Raw genomic sequence first — 20,628 nt, 5'->3', positions numbered from 1 at the left:
AATGCGGGGACGGGGGAAGCGTCGACAAGCAAATGCTTACTTGAGGGTGACCTTTGCGCCAGCCTCTTCCAGCTTGGCCTTTGCAGCCTCTGCGTCGTCCTTGTTTGCGCCCTCGAGGATGGCCTTCGGTGCGCCCTCGACCATCTCCTTGGCATCCTTCAGGCCCAGGCCCGGAACGAGCTCGCGGACAGCCTTGATCACGCCGATCTTCTTGTCGCCAGCGTCCTCGAGAACGACGTCGAACTCGTCCTTCTCCTCAGCCGCAGCAGCGTCGCCGCCAGCAGCGCCCGGAGCGCCTGCAGCTGCAACTGCAACCGGAGCAGCAGCGGTCACGTCGAAGACCTCCTCGAATTCCTTCAGGAACTCGGAGAGCTCGATGAGGGTCATTTCCTTGAACTGCTCAATGAGCTCGTCCTTGGTGAGCTTAGCCATGGTGGCTTCCTTTCTTTGGCCCTAGCGCGGGCCGGTATTTGGGGTGTGTAGTTGTTTCTGGACGACGCCTTTAGGCGGCTTCGCCCTGCTTGTCCTGCAGCGCGGCAACGAGTCGTGCCGTCTTGGATGCCGGAGCCTGGAACAGGCCGGCAGCCTTCGCCAAAGAGCCCTGGAATGCGCCTGCGATCTTGGCCAAGGTGGTCTCGCGGTTGTCCAGCTCCGCAACAGCAGCCACCTGAGCCGCGTCGAGTGCGTTGCCGTCCATGTAGCCGCCCTTGACAATGAACAGTTCATTGTCCTTGGCGAACTTCTTCATGGCCTTCGCGGCGTCCACGGTCGCATCGCCCTTAATAAAGGCGACGGCAGTCGGGCCGACGAGGAGGTCATCGAGACCCTCGATCCCCTGCTCATTTGCAGCGATCTTCACAAGGGTGTTCTTGGCGACGTGCAGTTCAACGTCAAATCCGAGCTCACCGCGCAGCTCTTGCAGCTGGCTCACGGTCAGGCCGCGGTACTCGGTGAGGAACACAGCGGACGAGCCTTCGAACTTCTCCTTGAGCTCTGCGAGCTCAGCAACGTTCTTCGGGTTTGCCATGACACACGCCTCCTTCCAATAACTTCATGTTGTTGTATCCGCCCGGAGCTTTATCGCTTTGCGACGAAAAAAGCCCCGTGCAGAAGCACGAGGCACCCATGAAAGGCTGGCCACGTTTCTCCTGCGTGGGTCGATCCCGCAAGCGGGATACCTTCGGCTTCCGCGAGGAAGCGACCGACGGTCTTCGGTGAAACTTGAGCTCAGGCTGCGAGATGCGCAACCCGTTCAAACTTCAGAACAAGAGAGTACTCGGCCCGAGCTGCATCTCCAAATCGATCAACCTGTCGTGGACAGTGGACGAAGGCGCTGTTGCGGTGATATCAACATATGGAACATAATGACCAGGTTACGAAGACCATTAATTGTAAGCCATGAGTGAGGAATTGGTACGACATGCAAAATATTTCTGTGGTGATTTGTGCTTGGAAGCGGAGCACCATCTTGGTGTACCAGCTGCGTGCGGTACTGGAGCAGCTGAAGCCGGGCGACGAGATTGTGCTGATGGACGACGGTTCCGGTGACGGCACCGTACAGGAAGCAGTGGCCCAGGTGAATAACGATGAGCGGATCAACCTCATCGTGAACCCGACCAACGTGGGCGTGACCGCTTCCCGCAACATCGGCGTGAAGAACGCAAAGCATGACATCCTCGCGTTCTGCGACAACGACGATATCGTCGCCCCGGATTGGCTGGACCGGGTTCGTGAGCACCTCGAGGAGCACCCGTTCATCGGCTGCAACCTGGACATCGTCGCCGTAAACGACCCGGCCAGCATGTCTTCGGTGCCGGCATCCCCCACCGCGAACGGCCTGCCGGTTTGGGATGGCGGATTCCGCTACGTCATCGGCGCCGGCTTCGGTCTGCGCCGCGAGGTGTGGGAGGCCGTAGGCGGCTTCGACGAGAAGCTGGGTTCCCACGACGACGTCGACTTCAGCATTCGCGCCACCATCGCCGGGTACGAGCCGTACTTCGCTGAAGACGCGATCGTGTACTACCGCCTCCGCTCCACCCTCAAGGACATCTACAAGCAGAACCGCGGCTACGGCGCTTCCTCGATGAAGCTCAAGAGCAAGCTCATGGAGGAAAGCCCCGAGTTCCGCGAGGCACTCGAGCGCGAGGGTGAAGCCGAGTGGACTTTCTCCGGCTCCATCACTCCAGAGCGCATCGCGCGTGCGCTTGGTAGCCGGGCGGGCCGCCGTCAGGTTCGCCGCGAGCAGGCCGAGGCAAAGAAGCAGTAGACCACCGGCTTAGAACTTCGGCAGCGCGATACCCTTCAGCGCGCCGGTCTGCAGGAACGTCAGGCCAGCGCCGAGGATTGCCAGCACGAGAGCCAGGCCGGCCAGGGCTGGCTTAGATTCCGCAGCCGCCGAAAGATCTGCCGAGCCTGCACCACGTTCTGCGGATGAGGATTCTGCGCTCAGGCCGCCCTGCTCCGACGGCTGCGCGCTGAGCTCGTCGCGGTTTTCCGGCTTCGCGCTGAGATCCTCCCCAGCCACTGTCGCTGGGCGCGAAGCCGAGCCGTCCGCTGGAGCGGCACTTTGCTGCCCAGCCTCGGCGGCGGCGTTCTTCGCCACTGCGTCTGCCGCATTTTTCGCCGGTGCGTTTGCCGCGTCCTTCGCCGCAGCATCTGCCGCCGGCGGAACCGCCCCCTTCTCAACCGGGTCAACTGCCGGCGGCACAGGCTTGCCTGCATTGGCCAGGGTCTGCATACGCTCCAGCGAGAGCGGCTCGTCCATAATCGGGCGTGCGTGCGCCTTCTGACCCACCTGCCAGGTGTAGGTCGCCTGGTTCGATTCCTTGCCGTTGGAAAGCGCCGTCGCCTTCATGGTGTAGACGCCCGGCTCGGTGAATAGCCAGTGGGTGTGCAGGTGCGCCGGGGTTTCCTGGTGGATGGCGCTGCCCGGGGTGAGCTGGAAGTTACCGTCTTCAGCGGCAGCCTTGAAGCCGCCCTTGCCGTCAGTGTTGAACATGTAGACCTCGCCGGGGCCGGTGACCTCGTCGATGCGGATCTTCACGTCGGTGAACCCGTCCCAGCGCGCCATCAGGGTGGTCCAGCCTGGGCGCAGCATGCCCTGGTGGTAGCCCTGCGGCAGGACGTAACCGCTCTTGCCAACCTGCGGCAGCGCCTTGGTGGCGTCGGTGTAGGCGTCCTTGTGCACCACCATGGTCACGTCCTCTGCGGGGCGTTCAACATTCAGCCCGGTGATGTCCTCTTTCAGGTCGAGCTTCAACTGCCCGTTCTTAGCCGTCACGTTGAAGGCGTTGAGGTGGCCACTCTCCAGCACGATCTGCTCAGCATGCGCCACCGGGCTCCCGGCGAAGGCGAGGGATCCGGCGAGGGCGACTGCGATAACGGAGGGGCGGACGACAGTGGACTGCATAAACACGAATTTCCCTTTCGACGGGGCTCTGGCAACGCGGCTCAGTGTACAACAGATTCAGCACGACCTTATAACAAATTAAGGTCGGTCTCACGATTGCGCAGCTTGCGCCCCGAGTCACCCCACCACCACCTGCGTCACCCGAAGTCGCGCAAGGCGGCTTCCGCCGCCCACCACCCCGGCATCCCATGCACTCCTGCCCCCGGCGCCGTCGAGGCGGACGCCAAGTAGAGCCCCCGCCGCAACCGGTGGGGTTGGCGCAGGAGCGTCTGCACCCCGCGCATCGCACCACCCGCAATGTCTCCGCGAACCAGGTTCGGATTCCGCGCCTCAAGCTCGGCCGGACTCGTTTCAATCCGCCGCCGCACCACCTCGCGAAAACCGGGAGCGAAGCGCTCGATCTGCGCCTCAATGCGCTCGGCTACCTCACCTGGGTGACGCTCGCGGTACCCGTGCCGCACATGCGCATACGTCCACAGAATCAGCCCCCGCGACGCATCAGCCGCAAACTGCTGACACGCCATCACAAACGGTCGCTGCGGCAACCGTCCACGCGCCACCTCATCCTCAGCCCGCACAATCTCCTCAACCGCTCCGCCCACATGCACCGTCGCCGCCTGCCCAACCCGCGGGTCGACCCACGGCACCGGCGCATCCAGCACAAAATCCACCTTGTGCACGCCCGCACCGTATCGCCACCGCCGCATCGCACGCGCCCGTCGCGCCGGCAACTCCACGCCGTCCAGCCGCAGCACCTGCGCGGGAGTCAGGTTCAAAATCACAGCATCAGCGCGCGGCAGCTCCGTCACTTCCTCACCCGTGCGCACAGTGCCGCCATGCTTATCGACGACCCGTCCCAACGCCGCGACCACCTCACCCGAACCACCTTTGGCAACGGGCCATCCGCGCGTCATCCCAAGGGCGCCGAAGAGCAAGCCGAAGGCGCCAGTGAACGCGTTCGCCGGTGACGTGATGGCGTGCGTGGCGCTGCCGGCGAACAACGCTTTCGCGCGCTCGGTCTGGAACACACGGTTGGCCAACGAGGTCGCCGGCAACACACCGCGGGCGCCAAACTGCGCCATGAGCAACGGGTGGGCGGGCCAACGCGTCACCGGCGCAAGGACGTTCTCAAGGTGGGCGTCCATGTGTTCTGTCACCGGTTGGTGCAAATGCACCCACGCTTCAGCATCCGGCCCGAGACCCGCCGCGGTTGCGTCCAGCGTGCCGGCGAGCAACGCGGCTTCTCCCCCGGAAGCCGCGGTGTCCAGCGGGTGCGCCATCTCGTACGGCGCGCGCACCCACTCCAGGCCGTGGCGATCAAGCTCGAGTGCCCGGAACGCGGGACTAGCTACGCCGAACGGGTGACACGCCGCGCCCCTGTCGATGCGGATTGGGGTTGGGGCGGAGGTGGCGTCGTCAAGCAAAAGTGTGGAAGCTGCTCCCCCGATCACCTGGGCTTGTTCGATGACCTCGACCTCCCAGCCGCTGACCACGAGCCGGGCGGCGGCGGTGAGCCCGTTCGGCCCGGCTCCTACGACGACGGCGCGGGGTGACATGGGGCAAAGCATAAAGCCCCGGCCCTCGGAATAGATACCGAGGATCGGGGCTGTGCTTAAAAGCGCGAAGCGGTTACGCCTTGGTGGCGTAGTTCTTCTGCACGTTCGGGTCAACCGGAACGCCCGGGCCCTGGGTTGCGGACACGGTGATCTTCTTCAGGTAGATGCCCTTGGCGGATGCCGGCTTGAGACGCAGCACCTCATCCAGGAGCGCGCCGTAGTTCTCAGCGAGCTGCTCCGGGGTAAACGATGCCTTGCCGATCAGCGCGTGCAGGTTCGAAGCCTTGTCCACGCGGAAGGCGATCTTGCCGCCCTTGGACTCCTCGACAGCCTTAGCCACATCCGGGGTGACGGTGCCGGTCTTCGGGTTCGGCATCAGACCACGCGGGCCGAGCACGCGGGCGACGCGACCGACCTTAGCCATCTGATCCGGGGTTGCAATTGCCACGTCGAAGTCGATCTGGCCTGCGTTGATCTGCTCGATCAGCTCGTCGGTGCCGACGATGTCGGCGCCAGCCTCCTGCGCCTTGGTGGCGTTCTCGCCCTCAGCGAAGACGGCGACGCGCACGGTCTTACCGGTGCCGTGCGGCAGGTTCACAGTGCCGCGGACCAGCTGGTCAGCCTTGCGCGGGTCGACGGACAGGCGCATAGCGACGTCGATGGTGGCGTCGTACTTCTTCGAGGAGGTCTCCTGAGCCAGGGTGACGGCCTCGAGCGGGTGGTAGAGGTTCTCGCGGTCAATCTTCGCGAGCTGCTCCTTGTAGTGCTTGGACTGTGCCATGTTCGGTTCCTTCCATGCCGCACTCGCCACAGCGAAGGGGAGGCGCGACGCGGAATGTGGTCTGCGGGCCTGGCCGGCCCTGCCACGGGTGAATAGTTTTACTTGATCACGTCAATGCCCATGGAGCGCGCGGTGCCGGCGATGATAGCGGCGCCTGCCTCGATGTCACGGGCGTTGAGGTCGTTCTTCTTGGTCTCCGCGATCTCCTTGCACTGATCCCAGGTCACGGAACCGACCTTCTGGGTGTGCGGGACGCCGGAGCCCTTCTGCAGGCCAGCAGCCTTCAGCAACAGGGATGCAGCCGGCGGGGACTTCAGCACGAAGTCGAACGAGCGGTCTTCGTAGACCGTGATCTCCACCGGGATGATGTTGCCGCGCATGGACTCGGTTGCAGCGTTGTAGGCCTTGGTGAACTCAACGATGTTCACACCGTGCGCACCAAGCGCCGGGCCAACCGGCGGGGCCGGGTTCGCCATACCAGCCTCGATCTGCAGCTTGATCAGACCGGTGACTTTCTTCTTTGCCATGTGAAAACCTCCTAGGTACGTCGAAGGGGTTCTTCTCCAGGTCTGCCTTGGCCATGGTGCGCAAGTCCACTTCGTCCCCCGCAAACGGGGGTCGTACGACAAGACAACACTTGAAAGTTCTGCCAGACGAACTTTATTATTCGCCGGTATGGGACCTGATGCGGCTGCTCGCTGTCTACCTGCGCGACGAATCCCCGCAAAAGCTCGACCGATTCATTGCCACGTCCCACCGCGTCGGCCCGCCGCCGCTTCTCTAACCGCACGGAAAGTGCCCAGAAAGAACACAGAAAGAAAAGGACCAACATGTTGAAATCCAAGGTGCTCGCGCTCGCCGCCACGGCTGCGCTTGCTGCCGGCCTGGCAGGCTGTTCGCAGGACAGCGCAGACACCGCAGGCGGCAAAGACACCCCCGTCGTGCTCACCACGTTCACGGTGATCCAGGACATCGCCTCGAACGTCGCCGGCGACCACCTACGGGTGGAGTCCATCACCAAACCCGGCGCGGAAATCCACGGCTACGAGCCCACCCCGGGCGACATCTCGCGCGCCTCCGACGCCGACCTGATCCTGGACAACGGCATGAACCTGGAAAACTGGTTCTCCCAGTTCGTCTCCGACCTGGACGTGCCCCACGCCGTGGTCAGCGAAGGTGTCGACCCGATCGACATCGCGGAGGACGCCTACGCCGGCAAGCCCAACCCGCACGCCTGGATGAGTCCGGTGAACGTGCAGAAGTACGTGGACAACATCGTCGACGCGTTCAGCGAACTCGACCCGGAGCACGCCGATGATTTCAAGGCCAACGGCGAAACATACAAGCAGGAACTGCAGGCTGTGCAAGACGAGCTGGAAACCAAGCTCGCCGCTGTCCCCGACAAGCAGCGCGCCTTGGTCACCTGCGAAGGTGCGTTCTCCTATCTGGCTCGCGACGCGAAGTTGACCGAGCGCTACATCTGGCCGGTCAACGCTGAGCAGGAAGCCACCCCGCAGCAGATCGCCGGCGCGATCGAGTTTGTGAAGGAAAACAACGTCCCGTCTGTGTTCTGTGAATCCACGGTCTCTAACGCGCCGATGATGCAGGTCGTGAAGGCCACCGGCGCGGAGTACGGCGGCACCCTCTACGTCGATTCGCTTTCTGAGGAAAACGGTCCGGTGCCGACCTACCTGGATCTGATTCGCCACGACACGAAGGTGATCATCGACGGTTTGAACGGGGGCAAGCAGTGATCCCCGCAATCGCGGTTGACGATGTTGCGGTGCGCTACGGCGACGTCGTCGCGCTCGACGGCGCAACTTTGAGCGTCCAACCAGGCCGTATCTGTGGGCTGATCGGGATGAACGGCGCGGGCAAATCCACGCTACTCAAGGCGATCATGGGGTTGGTCAAGCCGGATCGCGGCACGGTTCGTATCAACGGCATCGACCCCATGCGCGCCCGCAAGACGCAGGTGCTGGGCTACGTCCCGCAGAGCGAGGACGTGGACTGGCAGTTCCCGGTCACAGTGCGTGATGTGGTCATGATGGGCCGCTACGGCCACATGGGCTTTACCCGCCACGCGCGTGCGGAGGACATTGCGGCTGTGGATCGCGCGCTTGAGCGCACCCACCTTGAGTCGTTCGCAGACCGCCAGATCGGTCAGCTTTCGGGTGGCCAGAAGAAGCGTGCCTTCATCGCCCGCGGTATCGCTCAGGGTGCGAGCATCATGCTTCTCGACGAACCCTTCGCCGGCGTGGACAAACATTCCGAGGCCACCATCACTGAGCTGCTGCGTGACCTCGCGGCAGAAGGCACCACTATTTTTGTGGTGACGCACGACCTGGTTGCCTTGCCCCAGCTCGCGCCGGAGACAGTGCTGTTGAACCGCCGGGTGTTGATGCACGCCCCGACTGAAGTGGTGTTAGAGCCGGACAATTTGGTACAGGGCTTCGGTATGGGGGTGTCAGCATGATTGCGCTGCTTACGGAGCCGTTTGGGTACGAGTTCATGATGCGTGCGCTTGCGACCTCGCTGGTGGCGTCGATTGTCTGCGCGCTGTTGTCGTGCTGGCTGGTGTTGGTTGGCTGGTCGCTGATGGGCGATGCGGTAAGCCACGCTGTCCTGCCCGGCGTGGTGCTGGCCTACATTCTGGGCGTGCCGTTTGCCGTCGGCGCGGTGGTGTTCGGGTTCCTTGCGGTGGCACTGATCGGGCTGGTGCGCGATACGTCCCGGGTGAAGGAGGATGCGGCCATTGGCATTGTGTTCACCACCATGTTCGCGCTGGGGCTCGTGCTCATTTCGGTAACCCCTTCGCACACGGATCTGAACCACATCATCTTCGGCAATCTGCTTGGTGTGTCCCGTGGGGACCTGCTGCAGGTGGCCATCCTGGGAGCGATCGTGTTGAGCGTGCTGGTGCTCAAGCGGCGCGACTTCACCCTCTACGCGTTCGATCCCACCCATGCACACGCGATTGGGTTGAATCCGCGCCTGCTCGGTGCGGCCCTGCTGGCACTGCTGGCGCTGACGTCAGTGGTGGCACTCCAGGCCGTTGGCGTGATCCTGGTGGTGGCGATGCTGATCATCCCGGGTGCGACCGCCTACCTGCTCACCAACAAATTCGGCACGATGCTGATCATCGCCCCGACCATGTCGGCGGCGTGTGCGATTGTGGGCCTGTACTGCTCCTACTACCTGGACACGGCCTCTGGCGGCATGATCGTGCTCGCCCAAGGTGTGGTGTTTGGTGTGGTGTACCTGTTCGGCCCGCATGGGGTGCTGCGGGGTCGTCGTTACGCATCCACGCGCACGAAGACGGAATCCGTGGCTTCCTCGCCGAGCGGCACCGCCTCCGCCGCGCCGGCAAGCCGGACCGCGACCGCGCCGGAGTAAGGGGCACCCTCTCCCACCTCGAGGGTTGCGCCGACGACGAGCCCGTGACTGTCGAAGAATTGCAGCAGTTTCGGGTCGTCGTCGGCAATGCGTTCAATCGTGGCCTTCTGCCCCGGCTGCACAGCGGTCAGCGGCACCGCCGCCGGGGTGTCGACGCGGCCGCTGGCTGAGGGGATGGGGTCGCCGTGGGGGTCGCGGCTGGGGTAGTCCAAAAACGCGTCGATGCGATCGACCATGAAGTCACTCACCGAGTGTTCGAGGTTTTCAGCCTCGTCGTGCACCTGGTCCCAGGTGTAACCCAACGCCTCCACCAAAAACGTTTCAATCAAGCGATGGCGGCGGATCATCGCCACCGCGTACGTGCGGCCAGTGTCAGTCAGCTCGACGGCGCCGTAAGGCTTGTGCTCCACTAGGCCCTGCTCGCCAAGTTTGCGCACCCCGTCGGAGACGGTGGATTTCCGCAGTCCGAGGTGCTTGGCCACAGACGACGTTGTCACCGGCGTATCTGACCATTCCGAAATCGCCCAGATGCCTTTGAGGTAGTTCTGGGTGCTGGTGGACAGGTCGCTGACAGACATGCTCGCCACTCTACTTGGCGGCGCGCATGCGCCTACGCGGTGCGAGACCGCAGTACCGAGCGCGGCTGCGAAATGCGCGCCGGCACCCAGTGCGGCACCGCTACTTCCCGGCCCATGAGCTGGATGACGTTGCGCTGGTAGCTGCGCAGCACCTCTTCGTAGTAGCCCAACAGCTGGCCCCCCAGTGCTGCCCAGGTTTTATCGGCTACGGACTCGCGTGCGGTGAGTTGGAGTTGGGGGTGGCGGGCGGCGTCGAGAAGCCAGGCGGCCGCATCGGGTAGCTCGTCTTCGAAGGTGTCCACCTCGAGCAGTAGGCCATTTTCGCCGTGTTCGATGAGGTCGATGGGGCCGCCGGCCTTCGGGCCGATGGTGGGCACGCCGGAGGCTTGCGCTTCTTGGATGGCCTGGCAGAATGTTTCGAACTCGCCGGTGTGCACGAACAGGTCCAGCGAGGCGTAGGCGCGGGCGAGTTCCTCGCCGGACAGGGCGCCGGTGAACACGGCGTCCGGCATGAGCGACTCAAGCGCATCGCGCTCCGGACCACCGCCAACAATCACGAGCTGGATCGACAGGTCCCCGTGCAGCGCGGCGAGTCGGTGCACTGACTTTTCCGCGGCGAGGCGGCCGACGAATCCGACGACCTTCTTCTCCCCTGTCGGATCCCAGGCGCGCCGCAGCACGTCGGAGCGCTTCGTGGGATTGAACAGCTCCGTGTCCACGCCGCGGCCCCAGTGCCGGACGTTTTTGATGCCGTGGGATTCCAGCTCGCGGATGTACACCGAGGAGGGTGCGAGCGTCATCTCGCACATGTTGTGCACCGTGCGCGTCCAGTCCCAGGCGATGTTGGCAATCATGGCGGCGTGGTACTTCGTGGCAAACCCAGCCACATCGGTCTGGTACAGCCCCACCGCCGGCACGCCCAGTTGGCGCGCCGCGAAGGCACCGGCGCCGCCGAGGACGAACGGGCTGGCCAGGTGGATGATGTCCGGGTTGAATTCCGCAAGCGCCGCCGCGACGGTGGTGGTGGGCACGCCGATCGGCAGCGAATCAATCAGCGGCACCATCACCGTTGGCACGCGCACGATGGGAAAACCGAGGTAGTCCGGAATTTCGTCCTGGAAGTCGCGGGCGCCGGGGGCGATGACCATGGCTTCGCGCCCCTCCCGCTTCAAATGTTCCAGCACGCGGAGCACCGAGTTTGTGACCCCGTTGACGTTTGGCAAAAACGACTCAGCAACGATTCCCACACGCATAATAGCCGGGCGGCGGCGGTGAGCCCGTTCGGCCCGGCTCCTACGACGACGGCGCGGGGTGACATGGGGCAAAGCATAAAGCCCCGGCCCTCGGAATAGATACCGAGGATCGGGGCTGTGCTTAAAAGCGCGAAGCGGTTACGCCTTGGTGGCGTAGTTCTTCTGCACGTTCGGGTCAACCGGAACGCCCGGGCCCTGGGTTGCGGACACGGTGATCTTCTTCAGGTAGATGCCCTTGGCGGATGCCGGCTTGAGACGCAGCACCTCATCCAGGAGCGCGCCGTAGTTCTCAGCGAGCTGCTCCGGGGTAAACGATGCCTTGCCGATCAGCGCGTGCAGGTTCGAAGCCTTGTCCACGCGGAAGGCGATCTTGCCGCCCTTGGACTCCTCGACAGCCTTAGCCACATCCGGGGTGACGGTGCCGGTCTTCGGGTTCGGCATCAGACCACGCGGGCCGAGCACGCGGGCGACGCGACCGACCTTAGCCATCTGATCCGGGGTTGCAATTGCCACGTCGAAGTCGATCTGGCCTGCGTTGATCTGCTCGATCAGCTCGTCGGTGCCGACGATGTCGGCGCCAGCCTCCTGCGCCTTGGTGGCGTTCTCGCCCTCAGCGAAGACGGCGACGCGCACGGTCTTACCGGTGCCGTGCGGCAGGTTCACAGTGCCGCGGACCAGCTGGTCAGCCTTGCGCGGGTCGACGGACAGGCGCATAGCGACGTCGATGGTGGCGTCGTACTTCTTCGAGGAGGTCTCCTGAGCCAGGGTGACGGCCTCGAGCGGGTGGTAGAGGTTCTCGCGGTCAATCTTCGCGAGCTGCTCCTTGTAGTGCTTGGACTGTGCCATGTTCGGTTCCTTCCGGAAATTGTGGTGCGGGCCTGGCCGGCCCTGCCACGGGGTGGGGTGTTACTTCTCGACCTCGATGCCCATGGAGCGGGCGGTACCAGCGATAATCGCGGCGCCTGCCTCGATGTCACGGGCGTTAAGGTCGTTCTTCTTGGTCTCGGCGATTTCCTTGCACTGCTCCCAGGTGACCTTGCCCACCTTGTCGGTGTGCGGCACGCCGGACCCCTTCTGCAGGCCAGCGGCCTTCAGCAGCAGGGATGCAGCCGGCGGGGACTTCAGCACGAAGTCGAACGAGCGGTCTTCGTAGACGGTGATCTCAACCGGGATGATGTTGCCGCGCATGGACTCGGTTGCAGCGTTGTATGCCTTGGTGAACTCAACGATGTTCACGCCGTGGGCACCAAGCGCCGGGCCAACCGGCGGGGCCGGGTTTGCCATACCAGCCTCGATCTGCAGTTTGATCAGGCCGGTGACCTTCTTCTTAGCCATCGATTTACCTCAATTCCTTGGTACGGCACGCGCGGCCACGATGAATGCCGCGCGCACCTCCGGATGCCGGGGTTCCGCTTTTTGCGTAGCCCAGCCACCGGGGAGAAACGATTGAAAAACGTCGCGCTGCCAGGTGCGGCAGACGCGACGTTTGAGTGTAGTGGGCGCAAACGCCCGAAAGCAAAATGCTGCTAGATGCTCCGCTCGATCTGATCGGCGGTGAGCTCCACCGGGGTCTCGCGGCCGAAGATGGACACGAGAGCCTGGATCTTGCCGGTCTCCGGGTCGATCGAGTTGATCGTCGCGGACACCGACGCCAGCGCGCCGGAGAGGATGGTCACAGCCTCGCCGACCTCGTAGTCGTGCGCCAGTGCCGGCTTGGTCTCTTCCTCCGGCATTGCGATGACGGTCTCGCCGTCCTCGTTCGCCTTTGCAGCCTCGCCAGCGGCAGGCTCAGCCTTGGGCATCAAGAACTTAGCGACGTCGCGGTGCTTCACCGGGGTGGCGTTACCCTCGTTACCAACGAAGCTGGTCACGCCCGGAGTCTCGCGGACCACGGACCACGCAGCGTCGTTCATGTCCATGCGCACAAGCACGTAGCCGGGCAGCAGCTTGCGCTTGACCAGCTTCTTCTTGCCGTCCTTGTTTTCCAGGACCTGCTCGATGGGCACGACGACGTCGTAGATGGAGTCCTCCACCTCGAGCGTCTGGATACGCATGTCGAGGTTGGTCTTCACCTTGTTCTCGTAGCCGGAGTAGGACTGGATGATGTACCACTCGCCGGGCAGCTTCTTCAGCTCGCGGGTGTACTCTCGCAGGCGACGGCGGTACTCGCTGTCGGTGTCCTCTGCCTCCCCGCCGAGGGCTGCCTCTGCTGCGGCCAGGTCACCTTCCTGGATGGGCTCTTCGACAACCTCGTCGTTAGCCTCCGCGTCGGCCTCTGCCTCCGCTTCAACCTCGGCTTCGGACTCGCCCAGGAGCGGCTCGGTCTCCGGAATCACCGGAGCGCCCTCGTCGATCATCTCCTGGTTGTCCTCGACCTCTTCGGCAAACTCCTCTGCGGACTCCACGTCCTCAGCGATCATCTGCTTTTCAGCTTTCAGCTCCGGATCGTTGCGGAGCTCTTGTTCACGTTCCATACTCCACTCCTCTTAGTTGGAGGAGTCACCTTCCTTGCCGTGCTGGTCGCTTTCGCTGGCTTCAGGGTCAGTCTTCGGGGACACCGGAGCACCCTCGTCGATCATCTCCTGCTCGTTGTTCTCGACGGTGTTCTTCGCGTCCTTGTTCGCTTCAACCATGGTGAACTCCTTTCATCTGTGACACTTTTTACGGCATTGCTACTTTGCGACACAGCGTACCTACCTTCCGATAGGCACGGGCCAAAAAGTATCCCGCCCTCCTCGTGTCTCCGAGGCGGCGGGAATGTTCGTCGAAAAGTATAGCTTAGGGGATGAGGACCCAGCCAATCAGCTTCGCTGCGAGCACATCGGTGCCCCACATCAACACGGTGACCAGGATGAGGAACGCGAATACGATCAGCGTGTAGTTGACCATCTGGCGGCCGGTGGGCCAGATGACTTTCTTCATCTCAGCAGCGACTTCGCCCGGGAACTGCGCGGCACCGCCGCCGTAGTTCTCCTCGGCCTTGGCTTCCTGCTTGGCAGGAGCGCGCTTTTCTTCGTAGGTGGAGGAAGAAACCGGAGAAGCTCCGCGCAGCTGACGCTTACCGGTCGGCTGTGCCGGGGTCTGACCGTTCGGATTAGTCAAAGAAACTCCTCCATTGTGATGGATTGGCAGGGGCGACAGGACTCGAACCTGCAACCTACGGTTTTGGAGACCGTTGCGCTACCAATTGCGCCACGCCCCTAGAGCATCGCGCGAAATGTGCAATGCACCTAGACCCTATCACGAGCCTCGGCGCGAATTTTTCACACACCGCACCCGATCGAGGTACGTAGCGATGGAGAGAATTGAACTCTCGACACAGCGATTATGAGTCGCTTGCTCTACCACTGAGCTACACCGCCATGTGCTTGCTTACGCAAACAACAGAGCCCCCTATCAGAATCGAACTGATGACCTTTTCCTTACCATGGAAACGCTCTGCCGACTGAGCTAAGGGGGCACAGCCTCTTTGTTGTGAACCTCGCAAGATGTACTCTTACGCGGCCCGCTCCGTTGAAGCCTTAAAGAGATTAACCCGATGTGTCGAATGAACACAAATCGGCAGTTCGGAGCAAGTTTCGGGGCCATTATCGACGGCCCGTTTAACGCGATTGCACCACTCAAACCCGTCCACAAGCGCAACGGCAAAACCCGCCACCTTCGCAGTGAAAGTGACGGGTTTTTCGTCTGTGTGCCAGGTAGAAGATTCGAACTTCTGAAGGCAATGCCGGCGGATTTACAGTCCGCTCCCTTTGGCCGCTCGGGCAACCTGGCGCGCACTCAAAGTGCGTTGCTTACTCTACATCACCACTAGCGCCTGGTTGCAAATTCCCTGTACACCACGGCAAACGAGGCGCCTAGCCCACGCGGTCGACGGTGACTTCCGCCAGTCGCTGGAGTGCTTCGTTGGCCGGGCCGTCGGGAAGCGAAGCGAGCTCCCGCTCCGCTACGGCGAGGTACTCGCGGACCTTCTCCAGTGCTCGCTCGCGCCCGCGGGTCTGGCTGATCAGCTCAAGCGCCCGCGCAACGTCGGCGTCGTCGGTCAGCGGGCCGGTGAGCAAGCCTCGCAGCTCCTCGCCCGCCGGCGAGTCCTCCTCCAGCGCGTAGAGCACCGGCAGGGTGAACACGCCTTCGCGCAGGTCGGTTCCCGGGGTCTTTCCCGACTGGGAAGCGTCGGAGAAAATGTCGATGATGTCGTCGACGATCTGGAACACCACGCCCACGGCGGCGCCGAGGCGCTCGCAGCTCCTGCGCACATCCTCAGGCGCCCCAGAGAGCTTCGCCCCCAGGTACGCGGCACAGGCGATCAGCACACCGGTCTTTTCCTCGACCACCTTGATGTAGTGCTCGACCGGATCCGTGCCGCGCGCGCCTTCAGTCTCACGCATCTGCCCGGTCACCAACGTCTGGAAGGTGTCCGCGAAGTACGCCACGGTCTCGGTGTCGATCTCACTCATCAGCCGTGAGGTGTGCGCGAGCAGGATATCGCCGGCCAGGATCGCCACAGAGTTCCCCCACCGCAGGTTCGCCGATTCCACGCCGCGGCGTTTCTCCGCCTCATCCATAACGTCGTCGTGGTACAGGGTCGCCAGGTGCACCATCTCGGTGAGCACCGCGCCCTTGACCACATTCTCTGCTTCAGGATCCGGCCCGAACTCGCTGCACAGCAGGGCCATGAGCGGGCGGAACCGTTTCCCGCCGGCAAAGGCGAGGTGGTTGACCTTTTCCGCGATGAACGGCTCGCCGTGGTTCAGCCGCTCGCCCAGCAGGTCTTCCACCGCGCTCATCCCGCGGGCCACACGCATCGACAGCGCCTCGTCGCCGAGGTCGATGGTGAACCCGCCTCGTGGCGACGGTTGGATGCCGTGGGTCATCGGTCACTGTCCTTGCAAGTTATGGGCGGTTGTCGGCTGCAAAATGGCGTCAGAAACGGCGCGCACATGTCTTCAAATACCGTAGCCGAATACCTCCCCCGCGCACGACAGTAGGCCCCCGGCTGGCACAATGACCGGGGTGAGCACATTCGCGTTCGATTGCGTCGTCGTCGGCGCCGGCCCCTCCGGGTCCACGGCAGCCATCGCCGCACAGCGTGCCGGTTTGCACACTTTGCTTATCGACGCCTCTGCCAAACGCCGAGACAAAACCTGCGGCGACGGACTCACCCCCCGCGCGGTGCACACGCTTCGGCAGCTCAGACTCGACCACGTTTTGCCTGCGTATCGCAACCGCGGGCTGAAACTGCACGGCTTTGGCGGCGATGTCACCGCCCCCTGGCCCGAGGGCGTCTACGGCACCGAGGGTTCCGCAAGCCCACGCCGAATCTTCGACGACGCGCTGGTCACCGAGGCAGCCAACGCCGGCGCAACCGTGTGGCAGGAGTGCCCCGCCACCGGAGCGGAGTTCGACGGCGGGCGCATCAGCCACGTCCACACCGCCCGCGGGCCGGTGAGCGCGAAATGGGTGATTGTCGCCGACGGCGTGCGCTCCCCCTTTGGCAAGCAGCTCGGGCGCATCTGGCACAAGAGCGAGGTCTACGGCATCGCCGCCCGCTCGTATTGCGCGACCGATGCAGTTGAGACAGCCAACGAGCCTTGGATGCACTCCCACGTGGAGCTGCGCGATGACAGCGGCGAGGTGCAACCCGGCTACGGCTGGATCTTCCCGCTGGGCGAGCTCGACGGTACCGGTTATGTGAACCTCGGTTGCGGGGCGCTGTCCACCGACACCCGCCCGGCGAAGGTGAACACGAAAAAACTCCTCAGCTTCTACGCGTCGCAGCAGCGCGACACCTGGGGGCTGGGCCCCGAGGAAGCCGTCACGTCGGCGTTGCTGCCCATGGGCGGGGCTGTATCCAACGTGGCGGGCGCGAACTGGGCGCTAATCGGCGACGCCGCGGCATGCGTGAACCCGCTCAACGGCGAGGGCATTGACTACGGCATGGAAACCGCGGTAATGGCCGTCGACCTGATTACCGGCGCCGGCAAGCACCCTGATCTGACGCTGGCTTGGCCGCTCGCGCTGCGGGAGGCCTACGGCGAGGCATTCGCCCTGGCGCGCACTGCCGCGCGCCTGTTGACCTACCCCCAGTTCCTCCCGGCGGTCGCCCCGCTGGCCATGCGTGGCCCGGGCGGCAAGTACCTGATGCCGGCAGCAGCACGGCTCATGGGCAACATGATCAGCGACGCAGACCGCGACCTCGTCGCTCGCGCCTGGCGCACGGCGGGCAAGCTCGCCCCGAAGGACGCGCCGTTGTGGGACGCGGCTTAATTACGCGGCCTCATTCACCGGCTTCGTCGCGCTGTGCAGCGCCACAATCCCACCGGTGAGGTCCTGCCAGCCTGCACCTTCCCAACCGTTGCGGTTGATCGCCGCGGCCAACTCCTCCTGGTCCGGCCATGCACGAATGGACTCGGCCAAGTACTCGTACGCCTCCGGGTTGGAGGAGAACACCTTGGCCACACGCGGCAGCGCCAGCGGCAGGTACTCCTTATATAGGGTGCGGAAACCCGGCACGATCGGCGTGGAGAACTCGTTGACTGTCAACCGCCCACCCGGCTTGGTCACGCGCGCCATTTCGCGCAGGCCCGCCTCGAAATCGTGGATGTTGCGCAGCCCGTAGGAGATGGTGACCGCGTCAAACACTTCGTCCGCAAACGGCAGATGCATCGCGTCTCCGGCAACCTTCGGCACATCCCGGTTGCGGCCGGCAGCAAGCATGCCCTGGGAGAAGTCGCACGCCACCACCCACGCGCCCGACTTCGCCAACTCCACGGTGGACACCGCCGTGCCAGCTGCGAGGTCCAATACCCGCTCCCCCGGTTTCAGATCCAGGCGCTTGCGGGTCTTGGTGCGCCACCTTCTATCCAAGCCGAAAGACAGCACCGTGTTGGTGATGTCGTAGCGCTCCCCCACGTCATCGAACATCCCGGCAACATCGAAGGGCTGTTTGTCCAGGTTCGCCTTGGCCATGGTTGGCAAGTCTACGCGGGCGGCCTACTCCGGCCTGCGCGTGGTCAGCACGAGTGCGACAGGGCCTCCCCCGCCCGCGCCCGTTGCGCAGCCGCCGTTCGCTTTCGCCGCCACGCATGAGTTGCACCCTCCGCCGGCACAGCTGCCGCCGAGTGCTTCCAGGCTCAGCCGCCCGGTTCGCTGCAGGTGGTGGATGATCGCGTCCACCGTCGAGTCGCTCAAGCCGGTGGTTCGCCGGATCTCGGCCCGGCTGCGGGCACCGTCGCGGATCGCTTGGGTCACCGCTTCCACGGGACGTTGCGGGGTTTGGGGCTTAGTTGCTTGTCGACGAAACATTGCTCACGCCCTACATGAAGAACCGAAGAATTTGGAACGCGCCCACCGCGAGCAACCAGGCAAGCGCGAGTTGTCCCACCACGCCGATGAGCGTCCACTTCAGGCCGATCTCGCGGCGCTGTGCGGCGAGTGTGGCCACGCACGGCGTGTAGGCCATGAGGAAGATCATGTACGCCCACACCGCGGCGATGCCGTGGCCGCCGGAGGCCTGGTCGAAATCCTCGCGTACTGCGGTCGCTAGATCCGCCGAGTCTTCTTCCACAGCGTAGGTCTGCGCCCAAGTGGAGATCAACGCCTCCTTGGCCAGGAAGCCAGTGATCAGCGGACCGGTCAGCGACCACGAACCGAACCCGGCGGGTTCAAAGACCGGCGCAATGGTTTCGGAGACCACGCCGTAGACCGAGTCCTGCGGCGCGAGCTCCTCGTCACCCCAGCTGTGCCCTGCGACCGCTGGGGTGGAAAGCAGAAACCAGATGGCGATCACGGTTGCGACGATGATGCCGCCTGCGGTGCGCAGGAATCCCTTGAGGCGTGCCCAGGTGACCGTCGCAGTCAGACGCGCGGTGGGCAGCTGGTACACGGGCAGATCGATCACCAACGGGTCCGCCCCCATGGTGCGCCACAGCAGCGTCTTCAGCAGCAGGCCGGCGAACACCACCAGCAGGATCGAAACCACGTACATGGCGAACACCACGAGTCCCGCGTGCTCAGGGAAGAACGTGTGACCCAGCATCACGTACACGGTAAGCCGCGCCGAGCAAGAGGTGAACGGCACGAGCAGCGCAGTCATCCGGCGTTGCAGCGGCGTGCTGAGCACTCTCGTCGCAGAGATCGCGGGGACGTTGCAGCCGAACCCGACGATGAGCGGGATAAAGGCTTTGCCCGGCAAGCCGATCGCGCGCATCAGCCGATCAGCCACAACGGCAGCGCGCGCCATGTACCCGGAATCTTCCAGGACTGCGAGGCACAGGAACATCAGCGCCATCAGAGGGACGAACGTGAGGACCATGCCGACACCGCCGATCAGGCCGTCGATAAGCAAGCCCTTAATGAAGGGGAAGTCGAGCCCGACGGCGGCGAGTGCTGCTTCCGCCCACTGTGAGAGCGGGCCGGTGAAGAAGTCTTCGAGGAGGGTTTGCAGTGGGGCGGCGAGTGTGATGGTGATTTGAAAGACCAGGAACATCACCGCGAGGAAGATGAGCGGTCCGAGGACGGGGTGGAGGACGAAGCGGTCGATGGTTTCGGTGGTGGAGGCCTGGTGCTCATCGCGAACAGTGGCGGAGGCAACGGCCTGGTCGATCCACGCGAAGCGGGCATCGGCTGCGGCGAACTCGGCGTCCGGGTCGTCTGTGCCGGCCGTGTTCTTCGGGCTCGTGGGGGCGTCTGCGGGGCGGACCTGTTCAATCGGCGCGTGAAGCCTTGCGTGCACGGCCTCGGCGAGGGTGGTGACATCGCGGCGGCGCGGGTCGACGGCGACGACCGGGATGCCCAAGGCCTTCGAGAGACGAACCGGGTCTACCTCGAGGCCTTGGCGCTGCGCCACATCAGCCTTGGTCAGGGCGATGACCATGCGGTACGGGTGCTCGGCGAGCTGGGCGGCGAGGTAGAGGCCGCGCGCGATATTCGAGGTGTCCACCGCGACCAACACCAGGTCGGGGCGCTGGGAATCGGGGCTATCAAGCAGCAGCTCGCGGGTGAGGGCCTCGTCGGGGCTGACCGGGTCGAGCGAGTAAGCGCCGGGGAAATCGATGACATTGAGGCGGTCGCTGCCCGCCCCGGGTGTGTGCCACACTCCGCGCGAGACCTCGACGGTGGTGCCCGGCCAGTTGCCCATCTTCACGCCGGCGCCGGTCAGCGCGTTGAAGAGGGTCGACTTACCTGCGTTCGGAGAGCCGACCAGTGCGATGGTTGGCGCGCCGGTGGCGACCTCGGCGGCGGGTGCGTCGCAGTGGGAGCAGGCCGCGGTGGTTGCCGCTTCCACTGATCCGGTCCCTGATCCGGTCCCAGTGAGGGTGGGATCCGGCGTCCCTATCTTCGGGGTGCTCATTTGGTGGCACCCTTGGCCGCGTCGACCAGGATGTGCTTCAGCGCGAACTTGTCCAGCGCGTAGTGGGTGCCGCGGACTTTGACGACTCGGCCGCCGCCGGCCGTCTTCTGGATGACGGTGACTTCGGCGCCGTTGCGCAGGCCCAGTTCGCGGAGTCGGCGGTTCAGTGTGGCGTCGACGGTTGCGGCGTTGATCACCGCGCGGTTGCCTACCGGAATGTCGAATAGAGTCGCCGCGCCCATGCCTGCACGCTCCTTTAAGTTAGGCTTGCTTTACAAAAGTGAAGCTACTCTAATTAGGCGT

Annotated in this window: 23 protein-coding genes and 4 tRNA genes; 5 read left to right on the top strand and 22 right to left on the bottom strand. The window is 64.0% G+C overall.

Annotation, left to right across the window (positions count from 1 at the left end):
• Window positions 1–36: 36 nt before the first annotated feature.
• On the bottom strand, window positions 37–432 hold the full coding sequence (rplL, locus tag CGLAU_RS01660; RefSeq protein ID WP_095659188.1) for a 50S ribosomal protein L7/L12: 396 nt from the start codon (window positions 430–432) through the stop codon (window positions 37–39).
• A gap of 70 nt (window positions 433–502) precedes the next feature.
• Entirely contained in the window at window positions 503–1,027 is a 525-nt protein-coding gene (rplJ, locus tag CGLAU_RS01655) for a 50S ribosomal protein L10 (protein WP_095659187.1), read from the bottom strand.
• Between the two features lie 393 nt (window positions 1,028–1,420).
• Here rplJ and CGLAU_RS01650 point away from each other — a divergent pair, with 393 nt between their 5' ends.
• The gene (locus CGLAU_RS01650; protein WP_095659186.1) at window positions 1,421–2,266 is read left to right on the top strand and encodes a glycosyltransferase family 2 protein; all 846 of its coding nucleotides are present in this window, start codon (window positions 1,421–1,423) and stop codon (window positions 2,264–2,266) included.
• A 9-nt stretch (window positions 2,267–2,275) separates the two neighbouring features.
• On the opposite strand, the gene CGLAU_RS01645 is transcribed toward CGLAU_RS01650, so the two are convergent.
• From CGLAU_RS01645 to rplK (CGLAU_RS01630), 4 genes are all read right to left on the bottom strand, one after another.
• Window positions 2,276–3,409, bottom strand: a complete 1,134-nt coding sequence (locus CGLAU_RS01645; protein WP_095659185.1) for a choice-of-anchor M domain-containing protein — start codon at window positions 3,407–3,409, stop codon at window positions 2,276–2,278.
• Window positions 3,410–3,546: 137 nt separating this feature from the next.
• Window positions 3,547–4,965, bottom strand: a complete 1,419-nt coding sequence (locus CGLAU_RS01640) for a phytoene desaturase family protein (RefSeq protein WP_095659184.1) — start codon at window positions 4,963–4,965, stop codon at window positions 3,547–3,549.
• 73 nt (window positions 4,966–5,038) lie between these two features.
• Entirely contained in the window at window positions 5,039–5,746 is a 708-nt protein-coding gene (gene rplA / locus CGLAU_RS01635; protein WP_095659179.1) for a 50S ribosomal protein L1, read from the bottom strand.
• 98 nt (window positions 5,747–5,844) lie between these two features.
• The gene (gene rplK / locus CGLAU_RS01630; protein WP_095659183.1) at window positions 5,845–6,273 is read right to left on the bottom strand and encodes a 50S ribosomal protein L11; all 429 of its coding nucleotides are present in this window, start codon (window positions 6,271–6,273) and stop codon (window positions 5,845–5,847) included.
• A gap of 303 nt (window positions 6,274–6,576) precedes the next feature.
• On the opposite strand from rplK (CGLAU_RS01630), the gene CGLAU_RS01625 reads away from it, so the two are divergent.
• The 3 genes from CGLAU_RS01625 to CGLAU_RS01615 are packed head-to-tail and all read left to right on the top strand — an operon-like array spanning window position 6,577 to window position 9,142.
• The gene (locus CGLAU_RS01625; protein ID WP_095659182.1) at window positions 6,577–7,500 is read left to right on the top strand and encodes a metal ABC transporter substrate-binding protein; all 924 of its coding nucleotides are present in this window, start codon (window positions 6,577–6,579) and stop codon (window positions 7,498–7,500) included.
• Entirely contained in the window at window positions 7,497–8,222 is a 726-nt protein-coding gene (locus CGLAU_RS01620) for a metal ABC transporter ATP-binding protein (protein WP_034997179.1), read from the top strand. The genes CGLAU_RS01625 and CGLAU_RS01620 overlap by 4 nt, the downstream gene beginning before the upstream one ends.
• Window positions 8,219–9,142: a metal ABC transporter permease gene (locus tag CGLAU_RS01615; protein WP_051952118.1), complete on the top strand. Its 924-nt coding sequence runs from the start codon at window positions 8,219–8,221 to the stop codon at window positions 9,140–9,142. The genes CGLAU_RS01620 and CGLAU_RS01615 overlap by 4 nt, the downstream gene beginning before the upstream one ends.
• Here the strand turns inward: CGLAU_RS01615 and CGLAU_RS01610 are convergent.
• From CGLAU_RS01610 to CGLAU_RS01560, 12 genes are all read right to left on the bottom strand, one after another.
• Window positions 9,043–9,720: a metal-dependent transcriptional regulator gene (locus CGLAU_RS01610; RefSeq protein WP_095659181.1), complete on the bottom strand. Its 678-nt coding sequence runs from the start codon at window positions 9,718–9,720 to the stop codon at window positions 9,043–9,045. The genes CGLAU_RS01615 and CGLAU_RS01610 overlap by 100 nt on opposite strands.
• Window positions 9,721–9,752: 32 nt before the next feature.
• Window positions 9,753–10,973 (bottom strand): glycosyltransferase family 4 protein, encoded by a 1,221-nt coding sequence (locus tag CGLAU_RS01605; protein WP_095659180.1) that lies wholly within the window; start codon window positions 10,971–10,973, stop codon window positions 9,753–9,755.
• A 138-nt stretch (window positions 10,974–11,111) separates the two neighbouring features.
• A complete protein-coding gene (rplA, locus tag CGLAU_RS01600; protein ID WP_095659179.1) occupies window positions 11,112–11,819 on the bottom strand; it encodes a 50S ribosomal protein L1 in 708 nt (235 codons plus the stop codon).
• 60 nt (window positions 11,820–11,879) lie between these two features.
• Entirely contained in the window at window positions 11,880–12,308 is a 429-nt protein-coding gene (rplK, locus tag CGLAU_RS01595) for a 50S ribosomal protein L11 (RefSeq protein ID WP_095659178.1), read from the bottom strand.
• Window positions 12,309–12,499: 191 nt separating this feature from the next.
• Entirely contained in the window at window positions 12,500–13,330 is an 831-nt protein-coding gene (gene nusG, locus CGLAU_RS01590) for a transcription termination/antitermination protein NusG (protein WP_095660973.1), read from the bottom strand.
• A 129-nt stretch (window positions 13,331–13,459) separates the two neighbouring features.
• A complete protein-coding gene (locus tag CGLAU_RS12210; RefSeq protein WP_157731229.1) occupies window positions 13,460–13,606 on the bottom strand; it encodes a hypothetical protein in 147 nt (48 codons plus the stop codon).
• Between the two features lie 145 nt (window positions 13,607–13,751).
• Complete coding sequence (gene secE / locus CGLAU_RS01585) at window positions 13,752–14,075, bottom strand: preprotein translocase subunit SecE (protein WP_095659177.1); 324 nt, start codon at window positions 14,073–14,075, stop codon at window positions 13,752–13,754.
• 24 nt (window positions 14,076–14,099) lie between these two features.
• Window positions 14,100–14,175, bottom strand: a tRNA-Trp gene (locus CGLAU_RS01580).
• A gap of 88 nt (window positions 14,176–14,263) precedes the next feature.
• Window positions 14,264–14,335 (bottom strand) — tRNA-Met (locus CGLAU_RS01575).
• 25 nt (window positions 14,336–14,360) lie between these two features.
• Window positions 14,361–14,433 (bottom strand) — tRNA-Thr (locus CGLAU_RS01570).
• A gap of 232 nt (window positions 14,434–14,665) precedes the next feature.
• Window positions 14,666–14,747 (bottom strand) — tRNA-Tyr (locus CGLAU_RS01565).
• Window positions 14,748–14,830: 83 nt separating this feature from the next.
• Entirely contained in the window at window positions 14,831–15,847 is a 1,017-nt protein-coding gene (locus CGLAU_RS01560) for a polyprenyl synthetase family protein (RefSeq protein WP_095659176.1), read from the bottom strand.
• Window positions 15,848–15,977: 130 nt separating this feature from the next.
• Here CGLAU_RS01560 and CGLAU_RS01555 point away from each other — a divergent pair, with 130 nt between their 5' ends.
• On the top strand, window positions 15,978–17,240 hold the full coding sequence (locus CGLAU_RS01555; protein ID WP_095659175.1) for a geranylgeranyl reductase family protein: 1,263 nt from the start codon (window positions 15,978–15,980) through the stop codon (window positions 17,238–17,240).
• Here the strand turns inward: CGLAU_RS01555 and CGLAU_RS01550 are convergent, their stop codons facing one another.
• Genes CGLAU_RS01550 through CGLAU_RS01535 form a run of 4 tightly spaced genes read right to left on the bottom strand, consistent with a single transcriptional unit; the run spans window position 17,241 to window position 20,567 of the window.
• The gene (locus CGLAU_RS01550; protein WP_095659174.1) at window positions 17,241–17,942 is read right to left on the bottom strand and encodes a demethylmenaquinone methyltransferase; all 702 of its coding nucleotides are present in this window, start codon (window positions 17,940–17,942) and stop codon (window positions 17,241–17,243) included.
• A 24-nt stretch (window positions 17,943–17,966) separates the two neighbouring features.
• Window positions 17,967–18,278 (bottom strand): hypothetical protein, encoded by a 312-nt coding sequence (locus CGLAU_RS01545; RefSeq protein ID WP_232507149.1) that lies wholly within the window; start codon window positions 18,276–18,278, stop codon window positions 17,967–17,969.
• A gap of 10 nt (window positions 18,279–18,288) precedes the next feature.
• Entirely contained in the window at window positions 18,289–20,325 is a 2,037-nt protein-coding gene (gene feoB, locus CGLAU_RS01540) for a ferrous iron transport protein B (protein WP_095659173.1), read from the bottom strand.
• Window positions 20,322–20,567, bottom strand: coding sequence for a FeoA family protein (locus CGLAU_RS01535; RefSeq protein ID WP_095659172.1), 246 nt, complete (start codon window positions 20,565–20,567; stop codon window positions 20,322–20,324). The genes feoB and CGLAU_RS01535 overlap by 4 nt, the downstream gene beginning before the upstream one ends.
• Between the last annotated feature and the right edge of the window lie 61 nt (window positions 20,568–20,628).

The organism is Corynebacterium glaucum (assembly GCF_002287505.1).
GTDB lineage: Bacteria > Actinomycetota > Actinomycetes > Mycobacteriales > Mycobacteriaceae > Corynebacterium > Corynebacterium glaucum.
The sequence above is the reverse complement of the archived record's forward strand: the minus strand, read 5'-3'. Positions and strand labels throughout refer to the sequence as shown.

What these genes read in the sequence shown, in the direction of transcription:
- rplK (WP_095659183.1), bottom strand. Translation starts at nt 6,273, where the DNA reads ATGGCAAAGAAGAAAGTCACCGGTCTGATCAAGCTGCAGATCGAGGCT.
- CGLAU_RS01550 (WP_095659174.1), bottom strand. Translation starts at nt 17,942, where the DNA reads ATGGCCAAGGCGAACCTGGACAAACAGCCCTTCGATGTTGCCGGGATG.
- CGLAU_RS01555 (WP_095659175.1), top strand. Translation starts at nt 15,978, where the DNA reads ATGACCGGGGTGAGCACATTCGCGTTCGATTGCGTCGTCGTCGGCGCC.
- rplA (WP_095659179.1), bottom strand. Translation starts at nt 11,819, where the DNA reads ATGGCACAGTCCAAGCACTACAAGGAGCAGCTCGCGAAGATTGACCGC.
- CGLAU_RS01560 (WP_095659176.1), bottom strand. Translation starts at nt 15,847, where the DNA reads ATGACCCACGGCATCCAACCGTCGCCACGAGGCGGGTTCACCATCGAC.
- rplL (WP_095659188.1), bottom strand. Translation starts at nt 432, where the DNA reads ATGGCTAAGCTCACCAAGGACGAGCTCATTGAGCAGTTCAAGGAAATG.
- rplJ (WP_095659187.1), bottom strand. Translation starts at nt 1,027, where the DNA reads ATGGCAAACCCGAAGAACGTTGCTGAGCTCGCAGAGCTCAAGGAGAAG.
- rplK (WP_095659178.1), bottom strand. Translation starts at nt 12,308, where the DNA reads ATGGCTAAGAAGAAGGTCACCGGCCTGATCAAACTGCAGATCGAGGCT.
- CGLAU_RS01645 (WP_095659185.1), bottom strand. Translation starts at nt 3,409, where the DNA reads ATGCAGTCCACTGTCGTCCGCCCCTCCGTTATCGCAGTCGCCCTCGCC.
- nusG (WP_095660973.1), bottom strand. Translation starts at nt 13,330, where the DNA reads ATGATCGACGAGGGCGCTCCGGTGATTCCGGAGACCGAGCCGCTCCTG.
- CGLAU_RS01640 (WP_095659184.1), bottom strand. Translation starts at nt 4,965, where the DNA reads ATGTCACCCCGCGCCGTCGTCGTAGGAGCCGGGCCGAACGGGCTCACC.
- rplA (WP_095659179.1), bottom strand. Translation starts at nt 5,746, where the DNA reads ATGGCACAGTCCAAGCACTACAAGGAGCAGCTCGCGAAGATTGACCGC.
- CGLAU_RS01625 (WP_095659182.1), top strand. Translation starts at nt 6,577, where the DNA reads ATGTTGAAATCCAAGGTGCTCGCGCTCGCCGCCACGGCTGCGCTTGCT.
- CGLAU_RS01605 (WP_095659180.1), bottom strand. Translation starts at nt 10,973, where the DNA reads ATGCGTGTGGGAATCGTTGCTGAGTCGTTTTTGCCAAACGTCAACGGG.
- CGLAU_RS12210 (WP_157731229.1), bottom strand. Translation starts at nt 13,606, where the DNA reads ATGGTTGAAGCGAACAAGGACGCGAAGAACACCGTCGAGAACAACGAG.
- feoB (WP_095659173.1), bottom strand. Translation starts at nt 20,325, where the DNA reads ATGAGCACCCCGAAGATAGGGACGCCGGATCCCACCCTCACTGGGACC.
- CGLAU_RS01610 (WP_095659181.1), bottom strand. Translation starts at nt 9,720, where the DNA reads ATGTCTGTCAGCGACCTGTCCACCAGCACCCAGAACTACCTCAAAGGC.
- CGLAU_RS01650 (WP_095659186.1), top strand. Translation starts at nt 1,421, where the DNA reads ATGCAAAATATTTCTGTGGTGATTTGTGCTTGGAAGCGGAGCACCATC.
- CGLAU_RS01535 (WP_095659172.1), bottom strand. Translation starts at nt 20,567, where the DNA reads ATGGGCGCGGCGACTCTATTCGACATTCCGGTAGGCAACCGCGCGGTG.
- CGLAU_RS01615 (WP_051952118.1), top strand. Translation starts at nt 8,219, where the DNA reads ATGATTGCGCTGCTTACGGAGCCGTTTGGGTACGAGTTCATGATGCGT.
- CGLAU_RS01545 (WP_232507149.1), bottom strand. Translation starts at nt 18,278, where the DNA reads ATGTTTCGTCGACAAGCAACTAAGCCCCAAACCCCGCAACGTCCCGTG.